Origin of the sequence: Rhodococcus sp. NPDC079359, from assembly GCF_040702585.1 — a bacterium.
Taxonomy (GTDB): domain Bacteria; phylum Actinomycetota; class Actinomycetes; order Mycobacteriales; family Mycobacteriaceae; genus Rhodococcoides.
Map to the genome: position 1 here is coordinate 615,914 of NZ_JBFBLH010000002.1, position 18,592 is coordinate 634,505.

The 18,592-nt window shown below is 66.3% G+C and carries 14 protein-coding genes; 7 read left to right on the forward strand and 7 right to left on the reverse strand.

What is annotated here, in order from left to right:
• Nucleotides 1–2 precede the first annotated feature (2 nt).
• Nucleotides 3–1,151, reverse strand: a complete 1,149-nt coding sequence (locus AB0362_RS07540) for an acyltransferase (RefSeq protein ID WP_283347246.1) — start codon at nucleotides 1,149–1,151, stop codon at nucleotides 3–5.
• A gap of 166 nt (nucleotides 1,152–1,317) precedes the next feature.
• Between AB0362_RS07540 and AB0362_RS07545 the strand changes: the two genes are divergently transcribed.
• Nucleotides 1,318–2,454 carry a DUF3068 domain-containing protein gene (locus AB0362_RS07545; RefSeq protein ID WP_149406979.1) on the forward strand — a complete coding sequence of 379 codons (1,137 nt, stop codon included), beginning with the start codon at nucleotides 1,318–1,320 and terminating at the stop codon, nucleotides 2,452–2,454.
• 248 nt (nucleotides 2,455–2,702) lie between these two features.
• Here the strand turns inward: AB0362_RS07545 and AB0362_RS07550 are convergent, their stop codons facing one another.
• Nucleotides 2,703–3,917 carry a polysaccharide biosynthesis protein gene (locus AB0362_RS07550; RefSeq protein WP_366235360.1) on the reverse strand — a complete coding sequence of 405 codons (1,215 nt, stop codon included), beginning with the start codon at nucleotides 3,915–3,917 and terminating at the stop codon, nucleotides 2,703–2,705.
• Here AB0362_RS07550 and AB0362_RS07555 point away from each other — a divergent pair.
• The gene (locus AB0362_RS07555; RefSeq protein WP_366235361.1) at nucleotides 3,916–5,679 is read left to right on the forward strand and encodes a hypothetical protein; all 1,764 of its coding nucleotides are present in this window, start codon (nucleotides 3,916–3,918) and stop codon (nucleotides 5,677–5,679) included. The genes AB0362_RS07550 and AB0362_RS07555 overlap by 2 nt on opposite strands.
• Here the strand turns inward: AB0362_RS07555 and AB0362_RS07560 are convergent.
• The gene (locus AB0362_RS07560; protein ID WP_366235438.1) at nucleotides 5,626–6,846 is read right to left on the reverse strand and encodes a glycosyltransferase family 4 protein; all 1,221 of its coding nucleotides are present in this window, start codon (nucleotides 6,844–6,846) and stop codon (nucleotides 5,626–5,628) included. The two genes, AB0362_RS07555 and AB0362_RS07560, sit on opposite strands and share 54 nt — an antisense overlap.
• An 84-nt stretch (nucleotides 6,847–6,930) precedes the next feature.
• Between AB0362_RS07560 and AB0362_RS07565 the strand changes: the two genes are divergently transcribed.
• On the forward strand, nucleotides 6,931–7,701 hold the full coding sequence (locus AB0362_RS07565; protein ID WP_231893765.1) for a class I SAM-dependent methyltransferase: 771 nt from the start codon (nucleotides 6,931–6,933) through the stop codon (nucleotides 7,699–7,701).
• A gap of 9 nt (nucleotides 7,702–7,710) precedes the next feature.
• Complete coding sequence (locus AB0362_RS07570; RefSeq protein WP_366235362.1) at nucleotides 7,711–8,589, forward strand: ROK family protein; 879 nt, start codon at nucleotides 7,711–7,713, stop codon at nucleotides 8,587–8,589.
• A 67-nt stretch (nucleotides 8,590–8,656) separates the two neighbouring features.
• Here the strand turns inward: AB0362_RS07570 and AB0362_RS07575 are convergent, their stop codons facing one another.
• The 4 genes from AB0362_RS07575 to AB0362_RS07590 form a co-directional block, all read right to left on the reverse strand.
• A complete protein-coding gene (locus AB0362_RS07575) occupies nucleotides 8,657–10,486 on the reverse strand; it encodes a phosphoenolpyruvate carboxykinase (GTP) (protein ID WP_269594485.1) in 1,830 nt (609 codons plus the stop codon).
• 309 nt (nucleotides 10,487–10,795) lie between these two features.
• Entirely contained in the window at nucleotides 10,796–11,101 is a 306-nt protein-coding gene (locus AB0362_RS07580) for a DUF6802 family protein (RefSeq protein WP_366235363.1), read from the reverse strand.
• A gap of 31 nt (nucleotides 11,102–11,132) precedes the next feature.
• Nucleotides 11,133–12,638, reverse strand: coding sequence for a hypothetical protein (locus AB0362_RS07585; RefSeq protein ID WP_366235364.1), 1,506 nt, complete (start codon nucleotides 12,636–12,638; stop codon nucleotides 11,133–11,135).
• The gene (locus tag AB0362_RS07590) at nucleotides 12,635–13,654 is read right to left on the reverse strand and encodes a hypothetical protein (protein ID WP_366235365.1); all 1,020 of its coding nucleotides are present in this window, start codon (nucleotides 13,652–13,654) and stop codon (nucleotides 12,635–12,637) included. The genes AB0362_RS07585 and AB0362_RS07590 overlap by 4 nt, the downstream gene beginning before the upstream one ends.
• A 212-nt stretch (nucleotides 13,655–13,866) precedes the next feature.
• Here AB0362_RS07590 and trmB point away from each other — a divergent pair, with 212 nt between their 5' ends.
• Genes trmB through AB0362_RS07605 form a run of 3 tightly spaced genes read left to right on the forward strand, consistent with a single transcriptional unit; the run spans nucleotide 13,867 to nucleotide 18,434 of the window.
• Nucleotides 13,867–14,625, forward strand: a complete 759-nt coding sequence (gene trmB, locus AB0362_RS07595) for a tRNA (guanosine(46)-N7)-methyltransferase TrmB (protein WP_366235366.1) — start codon at nucleotides 13,867–13,869, stop codon at nucleotides 14,623–14,625.
• A 14-nt stretch (nucleotides 14,626–14,639) separates the two neighbouring features.
• Nucleotides 14,640–15,326, forward strand: a complete 687-nt coding sequence (locus AB0362_RS07600) for an NYN domain-containing protein (protein ID WP_256980771.1) — start codon at nucleotides 14,640–14,642, stop codon at nucleotides 15,324–15,326.
• Nucleotides 15,327–18,434 (forward strand): MMPL family transporter, encoded by a 3,108-nt coding sequence (locus AB0362_RS07605; protein WP_366235367.1) that lies wholly within the window; start codon nucleotides 15,327–15,329, stop codon nucleotides 18,432–18,434.
• The last annotated feature ends 158 nt before the right edge of the window (nucleotides 18,435–18,592 follow it).

The following is an 18,592-nucleotide window of genomic DNA, read 5'->3' on the forward strand; positions in this document are numbered from 1 at the left end:
GATCACGGCGATACGGAAGCCCTGACCGCTTTCTTGCGGGGGCCGAAGCGTCGTCGAGCAGGATCTTCCACCAGGGCGTAGCTCGCCGCTGCCACCGGAATCGACAGTGCGAGAGTCACCGGCAACACGAACCACATCCCACCGGAGAACGGGACAATGCCGAACACCGGGAACACGACGGCAAGCACAGCCAGATGCCAGATGAACAATCCGTACGACCAGCGGCCCAGCGTCAGCATCACCGGATGCTCGAGGAAGCGATGCCGGCTACCGTCCTCGGCGAGAATCAGCGGGGCGAGCATCGCGAAGGCCAGTATCGCGCCGAGCAGGATCTTGATCTCGAACTGCCAGGCCGCCGGACGCACCAAACCCTGCGGACCCGCCAGAGGAGTTGCCGATAGAGCGAACGCGGCAACCGCGATGGACGCCATGACACGTCGGCGACGAGCCAACCGATGCACCCAGGTCGTCGGCCCCACCGAGATCTCGGCGAGCAGCATCCCCGCCGCGAACCACGGGAAATAGCCGGGGAGCCAGTTGTCATGGTGAATGCCGTCGGGGGTCGACACCGGAACGAACGCCCACGACAGTGTCAGCACCGCAGCGCCCAGAATGACCGGGATACGGCGGGCGGCGGCCGCACCGCGCATACGCACCATCAACCAGGCGAACACCGGCAGCAGAAGATAGAAAGCGATCTCGACCGACAGCGACCACATCTGCGTCAAGCCCTGGGTCAGGGTCAGCGGCACGAACACCTGAGTGAACGACAGGTTCGCCAGCCACACGCGGTAGTCACCGCCGGCATCGGGAAGAAACAGCAGGATCAGCACCACGCCGACCCAGTAACCGGGCAGAATCCTCGCGAACCGCGAACGGAAATAGCGGCCGATCGGCTGGGCAGTCCCATGACCGCGAGCTGCCGCAGCGTGCGGACGCCACAGCAGGAATCCCGACAGCGAGAAGAAGATCGCCACAGTCAGGTCGAACCGTCCCCACACATGACCCAAGATCGGGGAGGTCGCGCCACCGGTTTGAAAGGCCACGTGGGTGACAACGATGCCGATACACGCGACGGCACGCATTCCCTCGAGTGACGGTACGAACCCACGAAGCGGGACAACGCTTGCCGAACGGGTCTGTGTGCTCATGGTGGCCTCAAGTGTGCCGTGTCGAACCGGCGCAGACGAGACCGGTGCCACTGTCGACTGTTACTGTCACCTGCGACGTGTCGTAATAAATCGGGCATCGGGTCGGGGTGAACATGTTTCCCGCTCGCGGTGTCTTCCATGAAGCGGTCAACTAAGGAGATTCAGCATGGCGGAGCGCTCAGGGCCGAGCCGGATACTTGCCCTCGTACTCATCGGCTTGGGCGCGTTTCTGGTGGTCGCCGCCATTCTCATTCCCACGTACACCATTTCGGCACTCGAGAAGACGCCGCTGGATCTCGAGGTCACCACCGTCTCCACCGGTGAGGGCAGCGTGCTCGATGCGACCTCCCTCGCCGCCGGCCGCGCAGTCGTCGACCAGAACGTTCCCCTCGTCTCGCAGCGATTCGTCACCGTCGAGGATCCCTCCGACGCCGACATCATGACGCTGCAAGCGGGCCAGACGCTGCGTCGCAGCGACAAGCAGGCCGACACCGGACTGCTGACCGCAAGCGTCGACCGCGTCACCATCGACCGCAAGACGTCCATGCCCGTGGAGAACCCGATCGGCACCATCCAGGTGGCCGGCAACGCGCCCGCCGAAGAGGTGGCCCACACCGGTCTGCAGTACAAGTTCCCGTTCAACTCGGAGCAGAAGAGCTACCCGTACTTCGACGTCAACGCGCGTGCGACCAAGGACATCGACTTCGTCGAGGCAACCGAGATCAACGGCACGCCGGTGTACCAGTACCAGCAGACCGTCGGCCCGGTCGACCTGTCGACCGTGGTGAACCTGCCGACCAACAAGGTCACCCTGCCCGCCGACACCTGGGGTGTCGAGGGTGGAGCCGCGCCGGTGACGATGACCCGCTGGTACGAGAACACCCGCACCCTGTGGGTCGAGCCTGAGACCGGCGTCGTCGTCAAGGGCGAAGAGCAGATTCACCAGTACTACGGACGTGAAGCGGGCAACGCCGAGGTCGACGTCCTCAACGCACCGATCACGTTCGACGAGAACACCGTCGAATACCAGATCCAGCAGGCCAAGGACGGCCAGGATCAACTCTCGCTCTTCGGCCGCACCGTCCCGATCATCGCCGGAATTCTCGGTGTCATCTCGCTGATCGCCGGAGTGTTCCTGCTCCTGCGCGGCGGCGGAAACGGCGGACATCGTCAGCCGGCCCGAACGGACAACACTCCGCGACCGACCCCCGGCGGCGGCACTGCACCCGCACCCGCGAGCAACCGCGACTGGACGACGGATCGCACCGAGGAAATCCCGAGGACGAACCTCAACAAGGAGTAAGTGCGCTACGCGCAGGAGTAGCGCCTGCGGAACGACGCAGATGAGCAGTGGCGTGGTTGAGTGCCTGTGGGGGCACGCAACCACGCCACTCGTCTATGTGGAGACAGGACCCAAACCAGCGATGCTCCCCGAATCGGTGCGGTCATGTTGGCCGGGTCTCGCAGTCGACGTTCCGTTGTCCGGTGGTGCGCCTGACCTCGTTGTAGCCGATAGTCTTTCGTGCTGGGGCAGGATCTGCGATCAGGTTTTCAGGCCGACGGGCGATCCATGCGGTTTCCCCACAACACCAACCCACACACCACCACCATTGTCACCGCGGCGGTGACGGCCGCGACGACCACGAACTGCGCGAGCGTCGACGCCACGAACAGCAACAGCAACACCTCGACGGCGAGGGCGAACCAGGCGACGAGAGCGAGGTGAGTGCGTTCGCCCGCGATGGCCCACAGCAACGCGCTCTGCAGCACGGCCAGACATGCACCCTGCAGCACGAACAGCCAGACATATTCCTGCACACCGGAATACGTATCGCCCACCACCAACGGCAACAGCGGAGACGCCAGCGCACCACCGATCACCAGAACGGTACCGAGCCCCGCGACGACGGCCAGCGCCGATCGCACCGCGGACGCAGAATGCAGCGGGTTCGCCATCCGCGGATACAGCACCACGCCGACGGCCTGCGGTAACCAGAACGCCGCCTTGGACGCAACGGCCCCGACGGCGTACAGCCCGGCTTCGTTGGAGCTGAGCAGCGTGCGTGCCAGCACCAGATCCAACGCGGACATCGCGATCAACACCAACTGCACCTGCGACGCCTGCAGCACGGCCAGAACGGTGACCTTGGTTTCCGACACCGAGTTCACCGGCACCCCGGCCGTCCATCGCGCACCGAGTGCCACCACACCGATACCCGCAGCCGTCGCCAACAGAACCGAACCAGAACCACCGCCGAGCAACAACACCAGCACCGCCGGTGCCACCTTGCCGAATCCTGCTGCGGCCAGCACGATACTCAGGGCTCCGAATCGCCCACGCCCCTGCAGCAACCCCTGCTCGGCAGCCAGCAGCACCAACACCGGCGCAGCGATGACCGCTGACACGGTCGCCGCCATCGAGACGTCCATGGCCGCGGACAGTGCGGGTGCCAGTGCCAGAGCGAGCACCCCCACCACCGCCGAACACCGATACCCCACCGTTCGCAATTCGCGAGAACTGCGCCCGCGCACCACTTCACGCGCAACGACGGACTGCAACGCCAACGCCGGAACCGCGAGAACCAATTGCGCAGCAAGCAGACTCGCGAATTCCCCGTAGCCCTCGACGCCGAGCATCCGGCTCGCGAGCACCTGCAGCAGGTACGCCGCAACGTTCGCGAACATCGAACCGGCCGTCACCATCCCCATCCCGGCGACCGACGCACCCGCCGTGTGGTCTGCCTCGGACGAGGCGCGGAAAGACATGAGCCCACGGTATAGGGTGCCGATCATGGCGTGGTCGAGGTCGAGGTGGACACCGCCGCTCTACAGCCTGCTGCTCGCCGTGGTGATTGTCGGCCCGCTGCTCGGCCCCGGCTACCTCCTGCTGCGCGACGCCGTCAGCACTCCCCGTTCCTACTTCACCGACTCCGCCTGGGGAATCGCCGACGCGGCCGCGCGGGCCGTCCCGCAGGACGCCGCAATCGCCGCGCTGTCGACGGTGTTCGACGGCGGACTCGTGGTCAAGACCATTCTGCTGCTCGCCCTGTGGCTCACCGGGTGGGGTGCGGCGGTCATGGCACGAACGGTACTGCCGACAGCCCCACTGCCCGCGCTGCTCGTCGCATCGACGGTGGCCGTGTGGAACCCGTACGTCGCCGAGCGACTGCTGCAGGGCCACTGGAGCCTGCTCGTCGGCTACGCCGCTCTGCCGTGGACCGTGGTCGCGGCACTCGCAGTCAGAGAGGGGCGTTCCTGGTGGGCACTCGCAGTCTGTCTCGCCGCCGCCGGGCTCACCCCCACCGGCGCGTTGCTCGCCGCGACCATTGCGCTGGTCGTCCTCGCCGTCCCCGGGGGTGCACGACGCGGCCTGCGCGTGGTCGGGGCCCTCGGACTGGCGGCGGTGGCGTCGGCGCCGTGGCTGGTGGCGACGGCGGTGTCCGGCGGTGGCGTCGAGCAGGCAGATCCGGCGGGTTGGGCGGCGTTCGCGGCGCGCGCCGAGCCGGGCCTGGGTACCCTCGGCAGCCTCGCCGGTCTGGGCGGAATCTGGAACTCCAATGCGGTACCCGCCTCTCGCACAGGGGCTTTCGCCTTCCTAGGCACGGCGCTGCTGCTGACCGTGGTCGCGTTCGGAGTGCGCCCGCTGATCAGGCGTCGAAGAAATCCGGTGATCCTGGGACTCGCTGTAGTCGCGTTGCTTGCCATCGCAGCCCCTGCGCTGGCAGCGACGGGACCGGGGCTGGCAGTCGCCCGGGCGCTGGGCGAGACGGTGCCCGGCGCCGGTCTGCTCAGGGACTCACAGAAGTGGGTCGCGCTGGCGATGCCGATCTATGCGCTGGCCGCGGCGGCCGCGTTTTCTCCCCGGCGTCGACCGAATCGGGTGCAGCCAGCCGCGCTGAGCGCGGTCCAACGCACCCGATTCGGCAGTGCCGTGGCAATAGCGGCCCTGCTGATCGCACTACCCGACCTGGGCTGGGGCGTCGGGAACTCGATGCGGCCCGTGGTGTACCCGGAGTCCTGGCAGGCGGTGGCAGCCGAATTGCAGGGCGGCGACGGCGATGTCGCGGTGCTACCGGCCGGGATGTTCCGCCTCTTTCCCTACAGCGGCAGTGCTCCCGTTCTCGATCCCGCGCCGCGCATGCTGCCACTGGACGTGTTGCAGACCGGCGAGCTCATCGTCGCCGGCGGCACGGTGCGGGGTGAGGGGGTGCGCGCGACGGAGGTCCAGAATGCGCTGCTCGCAGGCGAACCCGTGGACGTCGTCGCAGAGCTGGGTGTCGGCTGGGTACTGGTGGAGAACACCACCCCCGGCGAACTCGGCAGATCCGAGCAAACATTGAATCGACTGGACATTGCGTACTCCGACGACCAACTCACGCTCTACCGAGTACCCGATCCCGTGCTCACCGAAAGCAGTCCAGCGGCAGCCGTCGTCGTTGCCCACCTCGCATGGGCACTGCTACTTCTCGGCGGACTAGCGATAGGACTGCTGAGCCGAGTCCGAGTGCTGCGCACCCACCAGACCTGACGACCACGTGCCACGCGTCGTGGCGGCGAGCACCGAGTACACACCGTCGGCGCACTGCTCCCAGGAGAACTCCCCCGCGCGCACTCGCGCCTTCTCGCCCAGGCGAGTTCGGGCTTCGGCGTCCTGCAGCAGCTCCGAGACGGCAGCGGTCAGACCGGAGACGTCCCGGTCCTCTTCACCATCCGAAAGCCCGCCCACCAGAACACCGGTGACGCCGTCGATGATGGAATCGGTGAGGCCCTTGGAACTTCGGTAGCCGACGGTCGGCACGCCGTGCTGCGCTGCCTCGACGACCGCGAGGCCCCAGCCTTCTTTACGCGAAGGCATCACGTGCACCCATGAGCGACCGAGCAGCGCGTGCTTGCGGGCCTCGTCCACGTGCCCGTGGAAGGTGACGTACTGCTCGATGCCCAGTTCGCTCACGTAATCGCGGAGGTTCTGCTCCCACCAGCCTCCGCCGATGACGTCGAGGTGGATATCGGGGATCCGTCCGCGCAGCGCAGCAACGGCGTCGAGCGCGTCCTCGATCTGCTTGTGCGGAACCAACCGGGACAGCACGGTCAGCGACGGGTGCGCGGTGCGGGTGCTCTCGTCACCCTCGGGCACAGACGTGGGAATCTCGTCGGCTCCGTTGCGCACCACGGCGATGCGCTCGCGGTCGACGCCCAGTGCGACCAACTCGTCCGCGGACGGCAACGACACCGTCAGGTACTGATTGCGACGGTGTACCCGCGGAGACACAGTCGATTCGAGCCACCAGCCGAGCTTGGCCATCATCGGCCCCGCGACCGGCCACTGCTCGCGATGGCAGTGGTGCACCAGCAGCGTCACCGGAACTCCGAAAGCAGCACGGGAGAAGAAGGGAATGCCGTTCTGGGTGTCGATCACCGCGTCGGGTGCGATGCCCTTGAGCGGACCGAAACCCAGCCGCCCGGCCGCGATGGCGGCCAGTGCTCGGGGATACACCGACAGGCGTCCACCACCGCGACTGATGCGAATGCCGTCGACGATCTCCTCGGCGGGAGCCCCGGGGTACGACGCCGTCCTCAGCGTGACGCGGACGCCGCGTCGAGCCAGACCTGCGCCCACCTGCTCGAGGTATCGCTCGCTGCCGCCGCCCTGCGGGTGCCCGGTATCGCGCCAGCACAGCAACAGAACCTCGCGCACAGCCCGCTTCACCCAATTTCCGCATGTTCGTTTCACGACCGCCGTCGATTACCGTTGCCACACTAACCGCTAGGGTTCGTCTTCGTGACTTCCGCCGTGACACGTTTGTTCGCCTCTCGCGCGACACTGCGTCGCTCGGTGAGTCTGCTGAAGGACTTCGGACATGAGCAGAGCGCTCCCGACATCTTCTACGGCGCACTGGCCCGCGATTCCGTGGAGCTGATCGGCGATCTGTATCGGGGCCTGACCGGCACCGACATGTCCGCCGCGACCGTGTTGGACGTGGGCGGCGGACCTGGATACTTCGCCGAGGTCTTCGGTGCGAGCTGCGCGCGCTACCTGCCCGTCGAGCCCGACGCGTCCGAGATGCATGCGGCGGGACTGCAGATACCCGGTTCGGTGCGAGGCTCCGGGATGGCACTGCCGTTCCGCGACAACAGTGTCGACATCTGCTTCTCGTCGAACGTCGCCGAGCACGTCCGCGAGCCGTGGACCATGGCCGAGGAGATGCTGCGGGTCACCAGGCCCGGCGGGTTGACCGTGCTCTCGTACACCATCTGGTTCGGCCCTTTCGGCGGCCACGAAACCCGGCCCTGGCATTACCTCGGCGGCGAATACGCAGCTCGCCGCTACGCCCGTACCACCGGTCACGAACCGAAGAATCGATTCGGCGAATCCCTGTTCGACATCAGCGCCGCAGACGGATTACGTTGGGCACGAAGCACTCCCAACGCGACACTGCTGGCTGCATTCCCGCGCTACCATCCCCGCTGGGCATGGTGGATGATGCGCGTTCCAGTACTACGAGAATTCCTCGGCAGCAACCTCGTCCTCGTTCTGAAACCGAACACCTAGCCTGGAACGATGACGGCACTCGCACTCGACATCGGCGGCACCAAGATGACGGCGGCACTCGTCGGCGATGACGGGCGGCCGAAGAATCCGGTCACGGTGCCGACTCCCGAGTCCGATGTCTGGGACGCCTGTGCCGAGCTGCTTCGGAACACGGCCGAACCCGCCGCTGTCACCCGGATCGGCGTCGCCTGCTCCGGTCCGGTGGATCTCGAGACCGGGTCGGTTGCACCGATCAACGTCGACGAATGGAAGAACGGCTTCGGGCTTCGCGATCACCTCGCCGAGGTCTTCCCCGAGGCCGACATCCGCCTCGCGATGGACGGCAGCGCAGCGGCACTCGGTGAGCACCGCTTCGGTGCCGCCGTAGGAGTTCCGGACATGCTGAGTCTGGTGGTGTCGACCGGCATCGGCGGTGGGTTGGTACTGGGCGGGAAGATCGTCGCCGGTGCCAGCGGCAACGCCGGGCACATCGGACACATCGTCGTTCCCGGTTCTACGACGCCCTGCGCGTGCGGCGGAATCGGATGCGTGGAAACCGTGTCGAGTGGACCATCGGCGGTGCGGTGGGCGCGCGAGCTGGGGTGGACCGGCAGCACCGGAACCGAACTGGCCGCCGATGCGGCCGCCGGGGAGCCGGTCGCCATCACCTCGTTGCAGCGCGCCGGAGTGGCACTGGGTCAGGCGATCGCGTCGGCCGTCGCCCTGGTGGACGTACGCATGGTGGTGATCGGTGGTGGCTTCGCCCAGGCCGGCCCGCCGCTGTGGAATCCGATTCAGGAGTCGATCGCGCTACATGCGCGTCTGAAATTCCTCGATGGCCTGCAGGTGGTCCCGGCCGCGCTGGGTGGACTCGGAACGCTGGCCGGGGCAGCCGCGCTCACCGTCTGACCGGGGCATACCCACACAGCCAGAACGGGGCCCACCCCTCGGTGAGCCCCGTTCTGTGTCGTGAATACTACGCGCCCAGGCGCTGCTTGAGGGCGTCGAATTCGTCCTGAATTCCGGTGGGCAGTTTCTCGCCCACGAAGTCGAACCACTCCTGGATCAGCGGGATTTCGGCCTTCCACTCGTCGGAGTTCACCGCGAGTGCCTCGGCCACGTCCTCGACGGTGGTGTCGAGTCCGTCGATGTCGAGTGCCTCGGCGGTGGGGACCACGCCGATCGGTGTCTCGACGCCTGCGGCCTTGTGCTCGATGCGCTCGACGATCCACTTGAGCACGCGCGAGTTCTCACCGAATCCGGGCCACAGGAAGCGCTTGTCGTCGCCGCGGCGGAACCAGTTGACGTAGAACACCTTCGGCAGCTTCGACTCGTCGGCGTTCTTGCCCAGGTCGATCCAGTGCTGGAAGTAGTCGCCCACGTTGTAGCCGAGGAACGGCAACATCGCCATCGGGTCGCGTCGGACGGTTCCGACGGTGCCCTCGGCGGCAGCGGTCTGCTCGGAGCCGACGGTGGCTCCCATGAACACGCCGTGCTGCCAGTCGCGAGCCTCGGTCACCAGCGGAACGGTGGTCTTGCGACGTCCACCGAACAGGATCGCCGAGATCGGCACGCCCTGCGGGTCGTCCCACTCGGGAGCCATCGACGGGCACTGGGCCATCGGCACGCAGTAGCGCGAGTTCGGGTGCGCGGCATCGGTTCCGGACTCGGGGGTCCAGTCGTTGCCCTTCCAGTCGATCAGGTGATCGGGCTTGCCTTCGAGGCCCTCCCACCACACGTCGCCGTCGTCGGTCATGCCGACGTTGGTGAACACAGAGTTGCCCTGGTCGATGGTCTTCATCGCGTTGGGGTTCGAGTCCCAGTTGGTGCCGGGTGCGACGCCGAAGAAGCCGAACTCGGGGTTGACGGCGTAGAGACGGCCGTCCTCGCCGAAGCGCATCCATGCGATGTCGTCACCGATGGTCTCGGCGCGCCAGCCCGGGATGGTCGGCTGAATCATTGCGAGGTTGGTCTTGCCGCACGCGGACGGGAACGCCGCGGCGATGTAGTACGCCTTGTCCTCCGGGGAGATCAGCTTGAGGATCAGCATGTGCTCGGCGAGCCAGCCCTCGTCGCGGGCCATCGCCGACGCGATACGCAGTGAGTAGCACTTCTTGCCGAGCAGCGCGTTGCCGCCGTAACCGGATCCGTAGCTCCAGATCTCGCGGTCCTCGGGGAACTGAGTGATGTACTTGGTGTCGTTGCACGGCCACGGCACATCGGCCTGGCCCTCGGCGAGCGGAGCGCCGAGCGAGTGCAGTGCCTTGACGAAGAATCCGTCGTCGCCGATCTTGTCGAGCGCAGCTTTGCCCATGCGGGTCATCACGCGCATGGACACGACGACGTACTCCGAATCGGTGAGCTCGACGCCCAGCTTCGGGTCGGCTGCGCCGAGTGGGCCCATGCAGAACGGGACGACGTACATGGTGCGTCCGCGCATGCAGCCGCGGTAGAGCTCTGTCATGAGCGACCGCATCTCGGCCGGGTCCATCCAGTTGTTGGTGGGACCGGCGTCGATCTCTTCCTTGGAACAGATGTAGGTACGTGACTCGACGCGAGCGACGTCCGACGGATCGGAGTTGCCGAGGAACGAGTTGGGCTTCTTCTCGTCGTTGAGACGAGTGAAGGTGCCTGCCTCGACCAGCTTGCCGGTCAGGCGCTCCCATTCGGCGTCGGATCCGTCAGCGAACACCACGGAGTCCGGTTCGGTCAGTTCGGCTACCTGAGCAACCCAGGCAAGCAGTTCTTTGTGTCGAGTCGGCACATTGTCGGTGCCGCTCAAACCGGGAATGGTCGCTGAGGTCATCTAACTCTCCTGGGGTTAGCCGGAACCGGGAAGAATCCGCACGATCGCTGTGGGCGACTACGCGCGAATGAATCTCGGTTTTCCCCTCTCGGCGGGGCGCTGCTCGGCCGTTCGAGCTGCAGTACACCATGTTACCGCGTACAGCAAGCCGAGGACCGAGCGCCGGATGTCCTGTTCATCAGGTTAACGCCGAGCGACGTGAATCCAGAAACAGGGTGTTGTCCGATTGGTCACAAGACCGATTCAGATAGGGAAAGTTCCGTGCAAGAAGGCCTCTACCAGCAACGATGCCAGGCCCGTGCACACGAGCTACAGCTCGCCCGATTCGGTCATTTCACCCCGGCCGATACCGTTCGCTTCTCGAAAAATCTCCCAAGTTCGGTATTGCCCGTCACGTGCGAAGGCGGTGAACTTGTCTGTCACACCGTCTCCGTCGATGTCCGTCGCCACCGTCATCCCGGCGTCGGTATGCCGCACGGTGGTCTCGTAGTGGCCGTCGCCGTCGAGATCGAACAGGTCCGTCGAGACCGTGGGCGCGCCCGGATCGTCGACATCGTGGGGCTCGACCTCCTCGGTGAGGAAATCCCCTGCTGCGAAGCCATCCACCGCGATCATCGACGCCCCTCACTACGAACCGACACTGCACCTACTGACTCCGACGCACCGGCTCGTCGAACGGTTCCACGTGCTCGGGAGAGAAAGGGACGGATCCGCGGAATCTCTCGAGCCCCCGCTCCAGCGCAGACAGATCGCGATCGCAGGCAGACAGCAGCGCCGATCGATTGTCGGCGAGCCGGCGCAACTCGGCGTCCACCTCGGCGAGTGCGACATCGATGCGGGCCACTGCGTCCCGGTCCGCACTCGCGACAGCGGCCGCGAGCATCGACTCGGCGTCGAGAATCCGCGAGAGCAATCGCTGCTCCACCGACGATTTCACCCGAGCCACGGTTTCCTGCGTCCAGCCGCGCAGGTGGGCGCGGTCGGCCACCAACGACCGCGAGCGCGTGATCCACCAGGCGAGCGCACCACCGAGAACGAGAGTGATCACGGTGTTGGCAACCGCCCAGGCCGGCACCAGCGCCATCGGCGACACCACGAGCCGCCCGAGTCCCACCCCCGCCGACGCGCCGACCACGATCATGACGACATCCTCGACGCCCCGACGCCGGGACGGCTCCCCGATGTCGAGCGGGGCGTCCGCGACCCTCGACTCCGTCTGCAGCGGCGTGAGCCCGAGCTCGGTCTCCACCGCCCGCAATCGGGCCGTGAGCGCCGCGTCGGCTCGATTCCGAGCACCGCGCGCGGACTCGGCGACGTGCGCTGGAAGGTGAGTGAGTTCGGCACGCCCGGCTCCGTCGATCGTGCGCTTGACCTCTGCAATCAGAGCTCGAAAGTCTTCGGCGGCGGTATGGACGGACTCCACGCGTACTCGTTGAATTCGGTTGTGCAGCAGCGCCCGCCGGTCGCCTCCGAGATTGTCCCGTTCGCGGACGAGCTCGGCTCGCCGCGCACGGAGTTCGGCCGTATCACTACCGCCGGTCACCGCGCGCGCTCTCGCCACGATCGACGCTCTGGCTCCGGATGCGCAGTCCTGCACTGCCGCAGCATATTTACGCTCGGTTCCGAGAGCCGCGGTCTGCAGCAGTAACGCGCCGAGCCGGTCCGCCACCGCTTCGAGACCCGACTCCGCGGACATCGCAGTGTCACCACTCTCCCTGCCCATCCGCGCCAACCGAATCGAGATCGGATGGAACGTGCACTCCACCGCCCGTGGGACGCACTCGGCAACGACATCGGTGTCAGCAGAAACCACCTCACGCCAGTGCCGATGCACGTCGATCTTGTTCACCACGAACACGACCGGTGTGGATTCGAGGGCTGCTCGCCACTGCTCGACCTCGACGCGACCCACCGGAGCCGACGCGTCGACGACGATCATCACGACCGCCGCATCGGCCACCGAATCCGTGAATTCGATGGCGGAACCGACGAGCCGGGACAGCTCACGGCGCAGTTCGGACTTGCCCGACCCTGCAGTACCGGTGAGGTGAACCCCGGCAGGTCGACTGACCCTGGCGCGCTCGATCTCGTCCAGGGCACCGGAATTCCAGCGTCGCAGAACGCTTTTCATGTCCTCCGACAGCGGGGTCATCGGCGCAGCATTCGTACGTGGCCTCGGCACAGTGCGAGTGCGGCGCGACGTACGTCGGGGACCCCGGCTGCGGCCGCCCGCCTCTTCCACAGCACCGCCTGCTCCGACGCGACCTGCTCCGAACCGGTCTCGATCGGCACACCCAGACACAACGCTGCACAACGCATTTCGGCAGCCACCGCCTCGTCCGAGGCCAAGTACGACTCGACGGCGGCACGAACACGCCGATGGCCGGCGGAGATCTGTTGCATTCTGCGATGCAACTCGGCGTCCCGAGCCGCTGCGGCCGCCGACACGGCTGCAGAGACCACGGCGATCAGGGCGTCGGCACCGGTGGCGTCGGCCAGCATGCGCACCGCATCGCCGTCGGACACGGCGGGTCGCTGCCGCAGTACGTCGACCAGCAGGGCGAGACCACGCAGTTCGATGCATTCGATCAGAGCTTCTCTGCGACGCGTCGATACGTCGATGTCGACGGCGCGAAACCGATCGACGGTCATCAGATCGGCCGGGGACAGATCCGCTGCCGCCACGGCTCGCACGTCGGCCATGTCCAGAGGCGCGCCGGCTCCCCGCAATCCCGCCGCGGTCGCTCCCATCACCGGCAACACCGTCCGCCCCAGCTGTTGCGAGGCCGCTGCTGCGTCTGCTGCGGGATCGTCGAGTGTGTCCGCCTTCGTCAGCACGACGACGGTCCCGTCCAGAACACCCCTCGGCCTCGAACTCAGCAATGCGGTGTCGACCGGCGACACCGCTCCCGCGATCACGTGGACGAGCACTTCGCCGTCGCTGCTGTCCGTTCTGCCCTCGCGCCATCGGACATCGAGGCCGTCGGCGTCGAGCGGCACCGACTCGAGAACTGCGAGAACAGCGGATTTCCCGACGCCGGCGCGGCCGGTCACCCGTGCGGTCAGCGGCCGCAGGCGATCCTGGACGGCGTTTTCGACGGCCTCGCGTGCGTCGGTCGACGCGACCCGGTCACGCAACAGGCCGAGACCGGCCTCGGCGACATCCATGATCGATTCCCCCCAGAACGATCCCGCCGCCACTTTCAGGACGCGACGCACAGCCCCCTGCTGCGGCACCGATTCTGGCACATGCTGGGGCTCGCGAGCCTATCGAAACGAATTGCATCGTTGTAATTAGTCGGGTGCGTCCTACCGCTGATCAGCGGTGGGACGGCAAGTCTCAACTTCAACTCGAGACCCACCTGTCACACGCCCCGCCGATGCGCGACAATGGACCGGTGAACGAGCCCCAGGACACCTCTGTCGACACCGAGGAGAACGCCGTGCAGACCCAGGAACGGGGCTCACGGCTCTACCCACGCGTGACGAGTTTCCGCTCTCGGCGCGGAGCGCTGACCGAGGCGCAGCAGACCACCTGGGACAGCCTGTGGCCGCGCATCGGTCGCGACGTCGCCGACGAGCAGATCGACATCGACGCCTGGTTCGGGCGCAGCGGCCCGGCGATTCTCGAGATCGGCTCGGGTACCGGCACGGCCACCACGGCGATGGCCTCGGCCGAGCCGCACGTCAACCTCATGGCCGTCGAGGTCTACCGCCCCGGCCTGGCGCAGACACTGCAGCAGATCGAACGAGAAGGCATCCAGAACGTTCGATTGCTGCGCGGTGACGCGATGGACGTGCTCGAGAACATGCTGTCCTCGGAGTCGCTGACCGGCGTCCGTGTCTTCTTCCCGGACCCGTGGCCCAAGGTTCGGCACCACAAGCGTCGGCTGCTGCAGGGGCCGACTTTCGCGATGATCGCGGATCGGTTGAAGCCCGGTGGCGTTCTGCACGTGGCAACCGATCATGCCGAATACGCTGAGTGGATTGCCGAGGCCGGGAACGCCGAGCCCGGTCTGACCGTTCTCGATTGGGAATCGCCCATGACACACGAGCGACCGGTGACCAAGTTCGAGGGCAAGGCACAGCTGGTCGGTAGCTCGGTGACGGAATTGATCTGGGGAAAGAAGACAGCATGAGCGTCAGTACGGACATGCCCGACACCGTGGTCGACCCCTCAGAACTCGGCGCCATCGGTGAAACGCGCCACAGCAAACGCGTCCTGCTGGTCTGGGATGCCCCGAACCTGGACATGGGACTGGGCGCAATTCTGGGTGGCCGACCCACCGCCGCCTACCGTCCACGCTTCGATGCCCTGGGCCGATGGCTGCTCAGCCGCACCGCCGAACTCTCCACCTCGGGCACCGCGACACTCGAACCCGAGGCCACGGTGTTCACCAACATCGCCCCCGGCAGCGCAGATGTGGTCCGACCCTGGGTCGAAGCATTGCGTAACGTGGGCTTCGCGGTGTTCGCCAAGCCCAAAGTCGACGAAGACAGTGACGTCGACGCAGACATGCTCGACCACATCGACTTCCGCAACCGTGACGGCGGCCTTGCCGGTGTCATGGTCGCGTCCGCCGACGGTCAAGCGTTCAAGGGGCCGCTGGAGGCCATCGCAGCAACCGGAGTGCCCGTACAGGTACTGGGATTCCGGGAGCACGCAAGCTGGGCTGTCACGTCGGACATCCTGGAATTCCTCGACCTCGAGGACATCCCGGGCGTCTTCCGTGAGCCACTGCCTCGGGTGAGTCTCGATTCGCTCCCCGACGAGGGCGCGTGGCTGCAGCCCTTCCGACCGCTGTCCGCCCTGCTCGTCGGGCGCCAAGGAGTTTCTTAAGTGTTCGCCAGATGGGGAGACATCGTCTACCGGCTGCGGTACACCGTTATCGGTGTCATGGTGGCCGGACTGCTGGGCTTCGCCGCCTACGGTCTCGATCTCAACAGCCATCTCAGTCAGAGCGGTTGGGACGATCCGACGTCGGAGTCGGCTCAGGCTGCCCGTCTGGCAGACACCACGTTCGGTCGCGACAAGCAGGGCGACGTCATCGTCCTATACACCGCTCCCGAGGGCTCGACCATCGACGATCCGGCGTTCCAGTCGGCGATCACCGATAATTTGAATTCCCTGGTTGCCGACCATCCGGACCAGATAGAGAAGATCAACGGCACGTACTTTCCCGGGACGGGCGCGCCCAACCTCGCTGCACTCGGCACCACCGACAAACAGCACGCCATCGCCAGCATCGCCATCGCCGGTGCCAACGACACCGAACTGACCAACAACTTCCAGGCCGTCAAGGACGTCTTCTACATCGACGGCGTGAACGTGCAGGTGACCGGTCTGCAGGCCGTCGCGGGGGCATTGCAGTCGACGATGGCCGGCGACATCCAACGCATGGAAATTCTGGCCATCCCTGCCGTGGCGGTGCTGCTGTTCTTCATCTTCGGTGGCGTCGTCGCGGCCGCTCTTCCGCTGATCATCGGTGGCCTGACGGTCGTCGGAGCCAACGGCATCGTGAAGGTGTTCACCAACTTCACCGAGGTCAACTCGTTCGTAGCGCCCGTGGTCTCGCTCGTCGGCCTCGGCTTGGCGATCGACTACGGATTGTTCATCGTCTCGAGATTCCGAGAAGAACTCGGCGACGGATACTCGACGCCACAGGCCGTGCGCCGGACCGTCATGACGGCCGGTCGCACCGTGGTGTTCTCCGCGACGATGATCGTCGCGTCCCTCGGTGGTCTGTTGCTGTTCCCGCAGGGCTTCCTCAAATCGGTCGCCTACGGCTCCATCGCCACCGTTGCACTCGCCGCCCTGACGGCCATCACGATCCTGCCCGCGATGCTCGCTATCCTCGGCCCTCGCGTCGACGCGCTCGGTCTGAAGTTCATGCGCAAGACCAAGTCGAGCGAGGAGATCGAGAACGGCATGTGGGGCCGGCTCACCCGCTGGGTGATGCGCAACCCCGTCAAGGTCACCGTCCCCATCGTGCTCGGCCTGGTGCTGCTGACGCTGCCCGTCGGCAACATCAAGTTCGGCGGTATCAACGAGACCTACCTGCCTCCGGACAACGTCACCCGCGAGGCGCAGGCCGAGTTCGATTCGCTCTTCCCCGGCCAGCGCACAGAGCCCATCAAGCTGGTGATCAGCAACGCACAGGGGCCCAACCTCGCAGCGATCACCAACCAGGCCAACAATGCGCCGGGATTGATCGAGCAGTTCACTCCCAACGGGGCCAGCAAGGACGGCATCATCGTCTTCAAGGCCGGACTGGTCGATCGCAACGACTCCAAGCCCGCCATCGACTACCTACGCAGTATCGACGTACCCGAGGGAGCGTCGGTTCTCGTCGGCGGAACACCTGCTATCGAGCAAGACTCCATCAGTGCACTCATCGACAAGCTGCCGTTGATGGCCGTGCTCGTGGTGTTCATCGTGACGCTGTTGATGTTCCTGACGTTCGGATCGTTGGTGTTGCCGATCAAGGCGGTGCTCATGACCGTCCTGGGCCTCGGTGCCACCATGGGCATATTGACGTGGATATTCATCGACGGCAACGGTGCGGGGCTGATGAATTTCACCCCTGGGCCGATCATGGCTCCGGTATTGGTGCTGATCATCTCGATTGTGTTCGGCTTGTCCACGGACTACGAGGTGTTCCTGCTCTCTCGCATGGTCGAAGCACGCGAAAAGGGTGCCAGCACAAGCGAAGCCATCCGCATCGGAACCTCGCATACCGGACGTATCATCACCGCCGCGGCCCTGATCCTCATCGTCGTCACCGGAGCGTTCGCGTTCTCCGACCTGGTGATGATGAAGTACATCGCCTACGGCATGATCGCGGCGCTCATCATCGACGCCACCCTCATCCGCATGTTCCTCGTGCCGGCCACGATGAAGCTGCTCGGCGACGACTGCTGGTGGGCTCCGCAGTGGATGAAGCGAATTCAGCAGAAACTCGGACTCGGCGAGACCATCCTCGAGGACGAGCTTCTCCCCATGGGAGATGTGCCCGAGCTCGCGCTCGCAGGCGGTGCACCGTCGAGTACCGTCGCGCCGCCGATGCGTCCGGCACCGCGCCGCAACGAGCCCCTCACCGAACCCATTCCAGTGGTCGCACCGCAGGGTGGGGGTCCCATTCGGGCCACCCACGCCGCGAAAGAAGAATCCCGACGCAGTGTGACGGGACGTCCGGCAACCCCACCGGAGCCGACCCGCGCGGTGCCCACCACACCTCCGGCACCGGCTGCACGACCGACTCCTCCCCAGGGCCAGACTCCTCCCCGGGCCCAGGCTGCTCCGCAGGACCGACCGGCTGCTCGGCCCGCCCCGAGCCGGCCGGTGGCACCGCGCCCGAACGTCGAGCCGGAGCCGACCCAGGCAGCAGAGATCGTCCGGCCCGCACCGCCGGTCAACCCGGTGGCTGCTCCCCCGTCGGCGGAGCCGCCTCGTGCACCGAGCGCACCGCGTCCGACCGTCGAGCCGCCGAGCCGAACCCGTGCTGCTCGCGCACCTCGCGCGGAGGAACCGGATTCGCGTTCCATCGAGAGCTGGCTCGCCGACCTGCGAGCACCCAGCGCATCACCGCCCCCGAGCGCACCGCGCAACGGTTCGACCGCGAACGGCTCGAACCACAACGGTACGAACCACAACGGTTCGACCGCGAACGGCTCGAACCACAGCGGTGACGACGAGAACAGCTCGCCGCAGAACGGTTCCGAACGCAACGGCCACAGCGGCGTCGAGTCCGAACGCAACGGCACCGAGCCGAACGGCACCGAACGCAACGGGTCCGCGTCGAGCGAGACCCCGTCCGAGAAGCCGTCGGGCCGTCGGGCCGCACCGACCACCGAGGGCGGCGACAGCGGTCGTCATCGCGGCGGGGAGAACGGACACGTTCTCAGCGTCAGCGAACTGCTCGCGCGCGAGCGCAACCGTTCCCGCTGACCCCGATGTGATTGGGGCGAAACAACTCCCGAGAACTCCCCCCGCCCCCCCGCCCCCACACCGCGTCAATGAACCACTGCACCGTCGAGACGTATGCAACGGTCCATTCACGCGGTGCGGCCGCCCCAGGTCGGACGCGTGAATGAACCACTGCACCG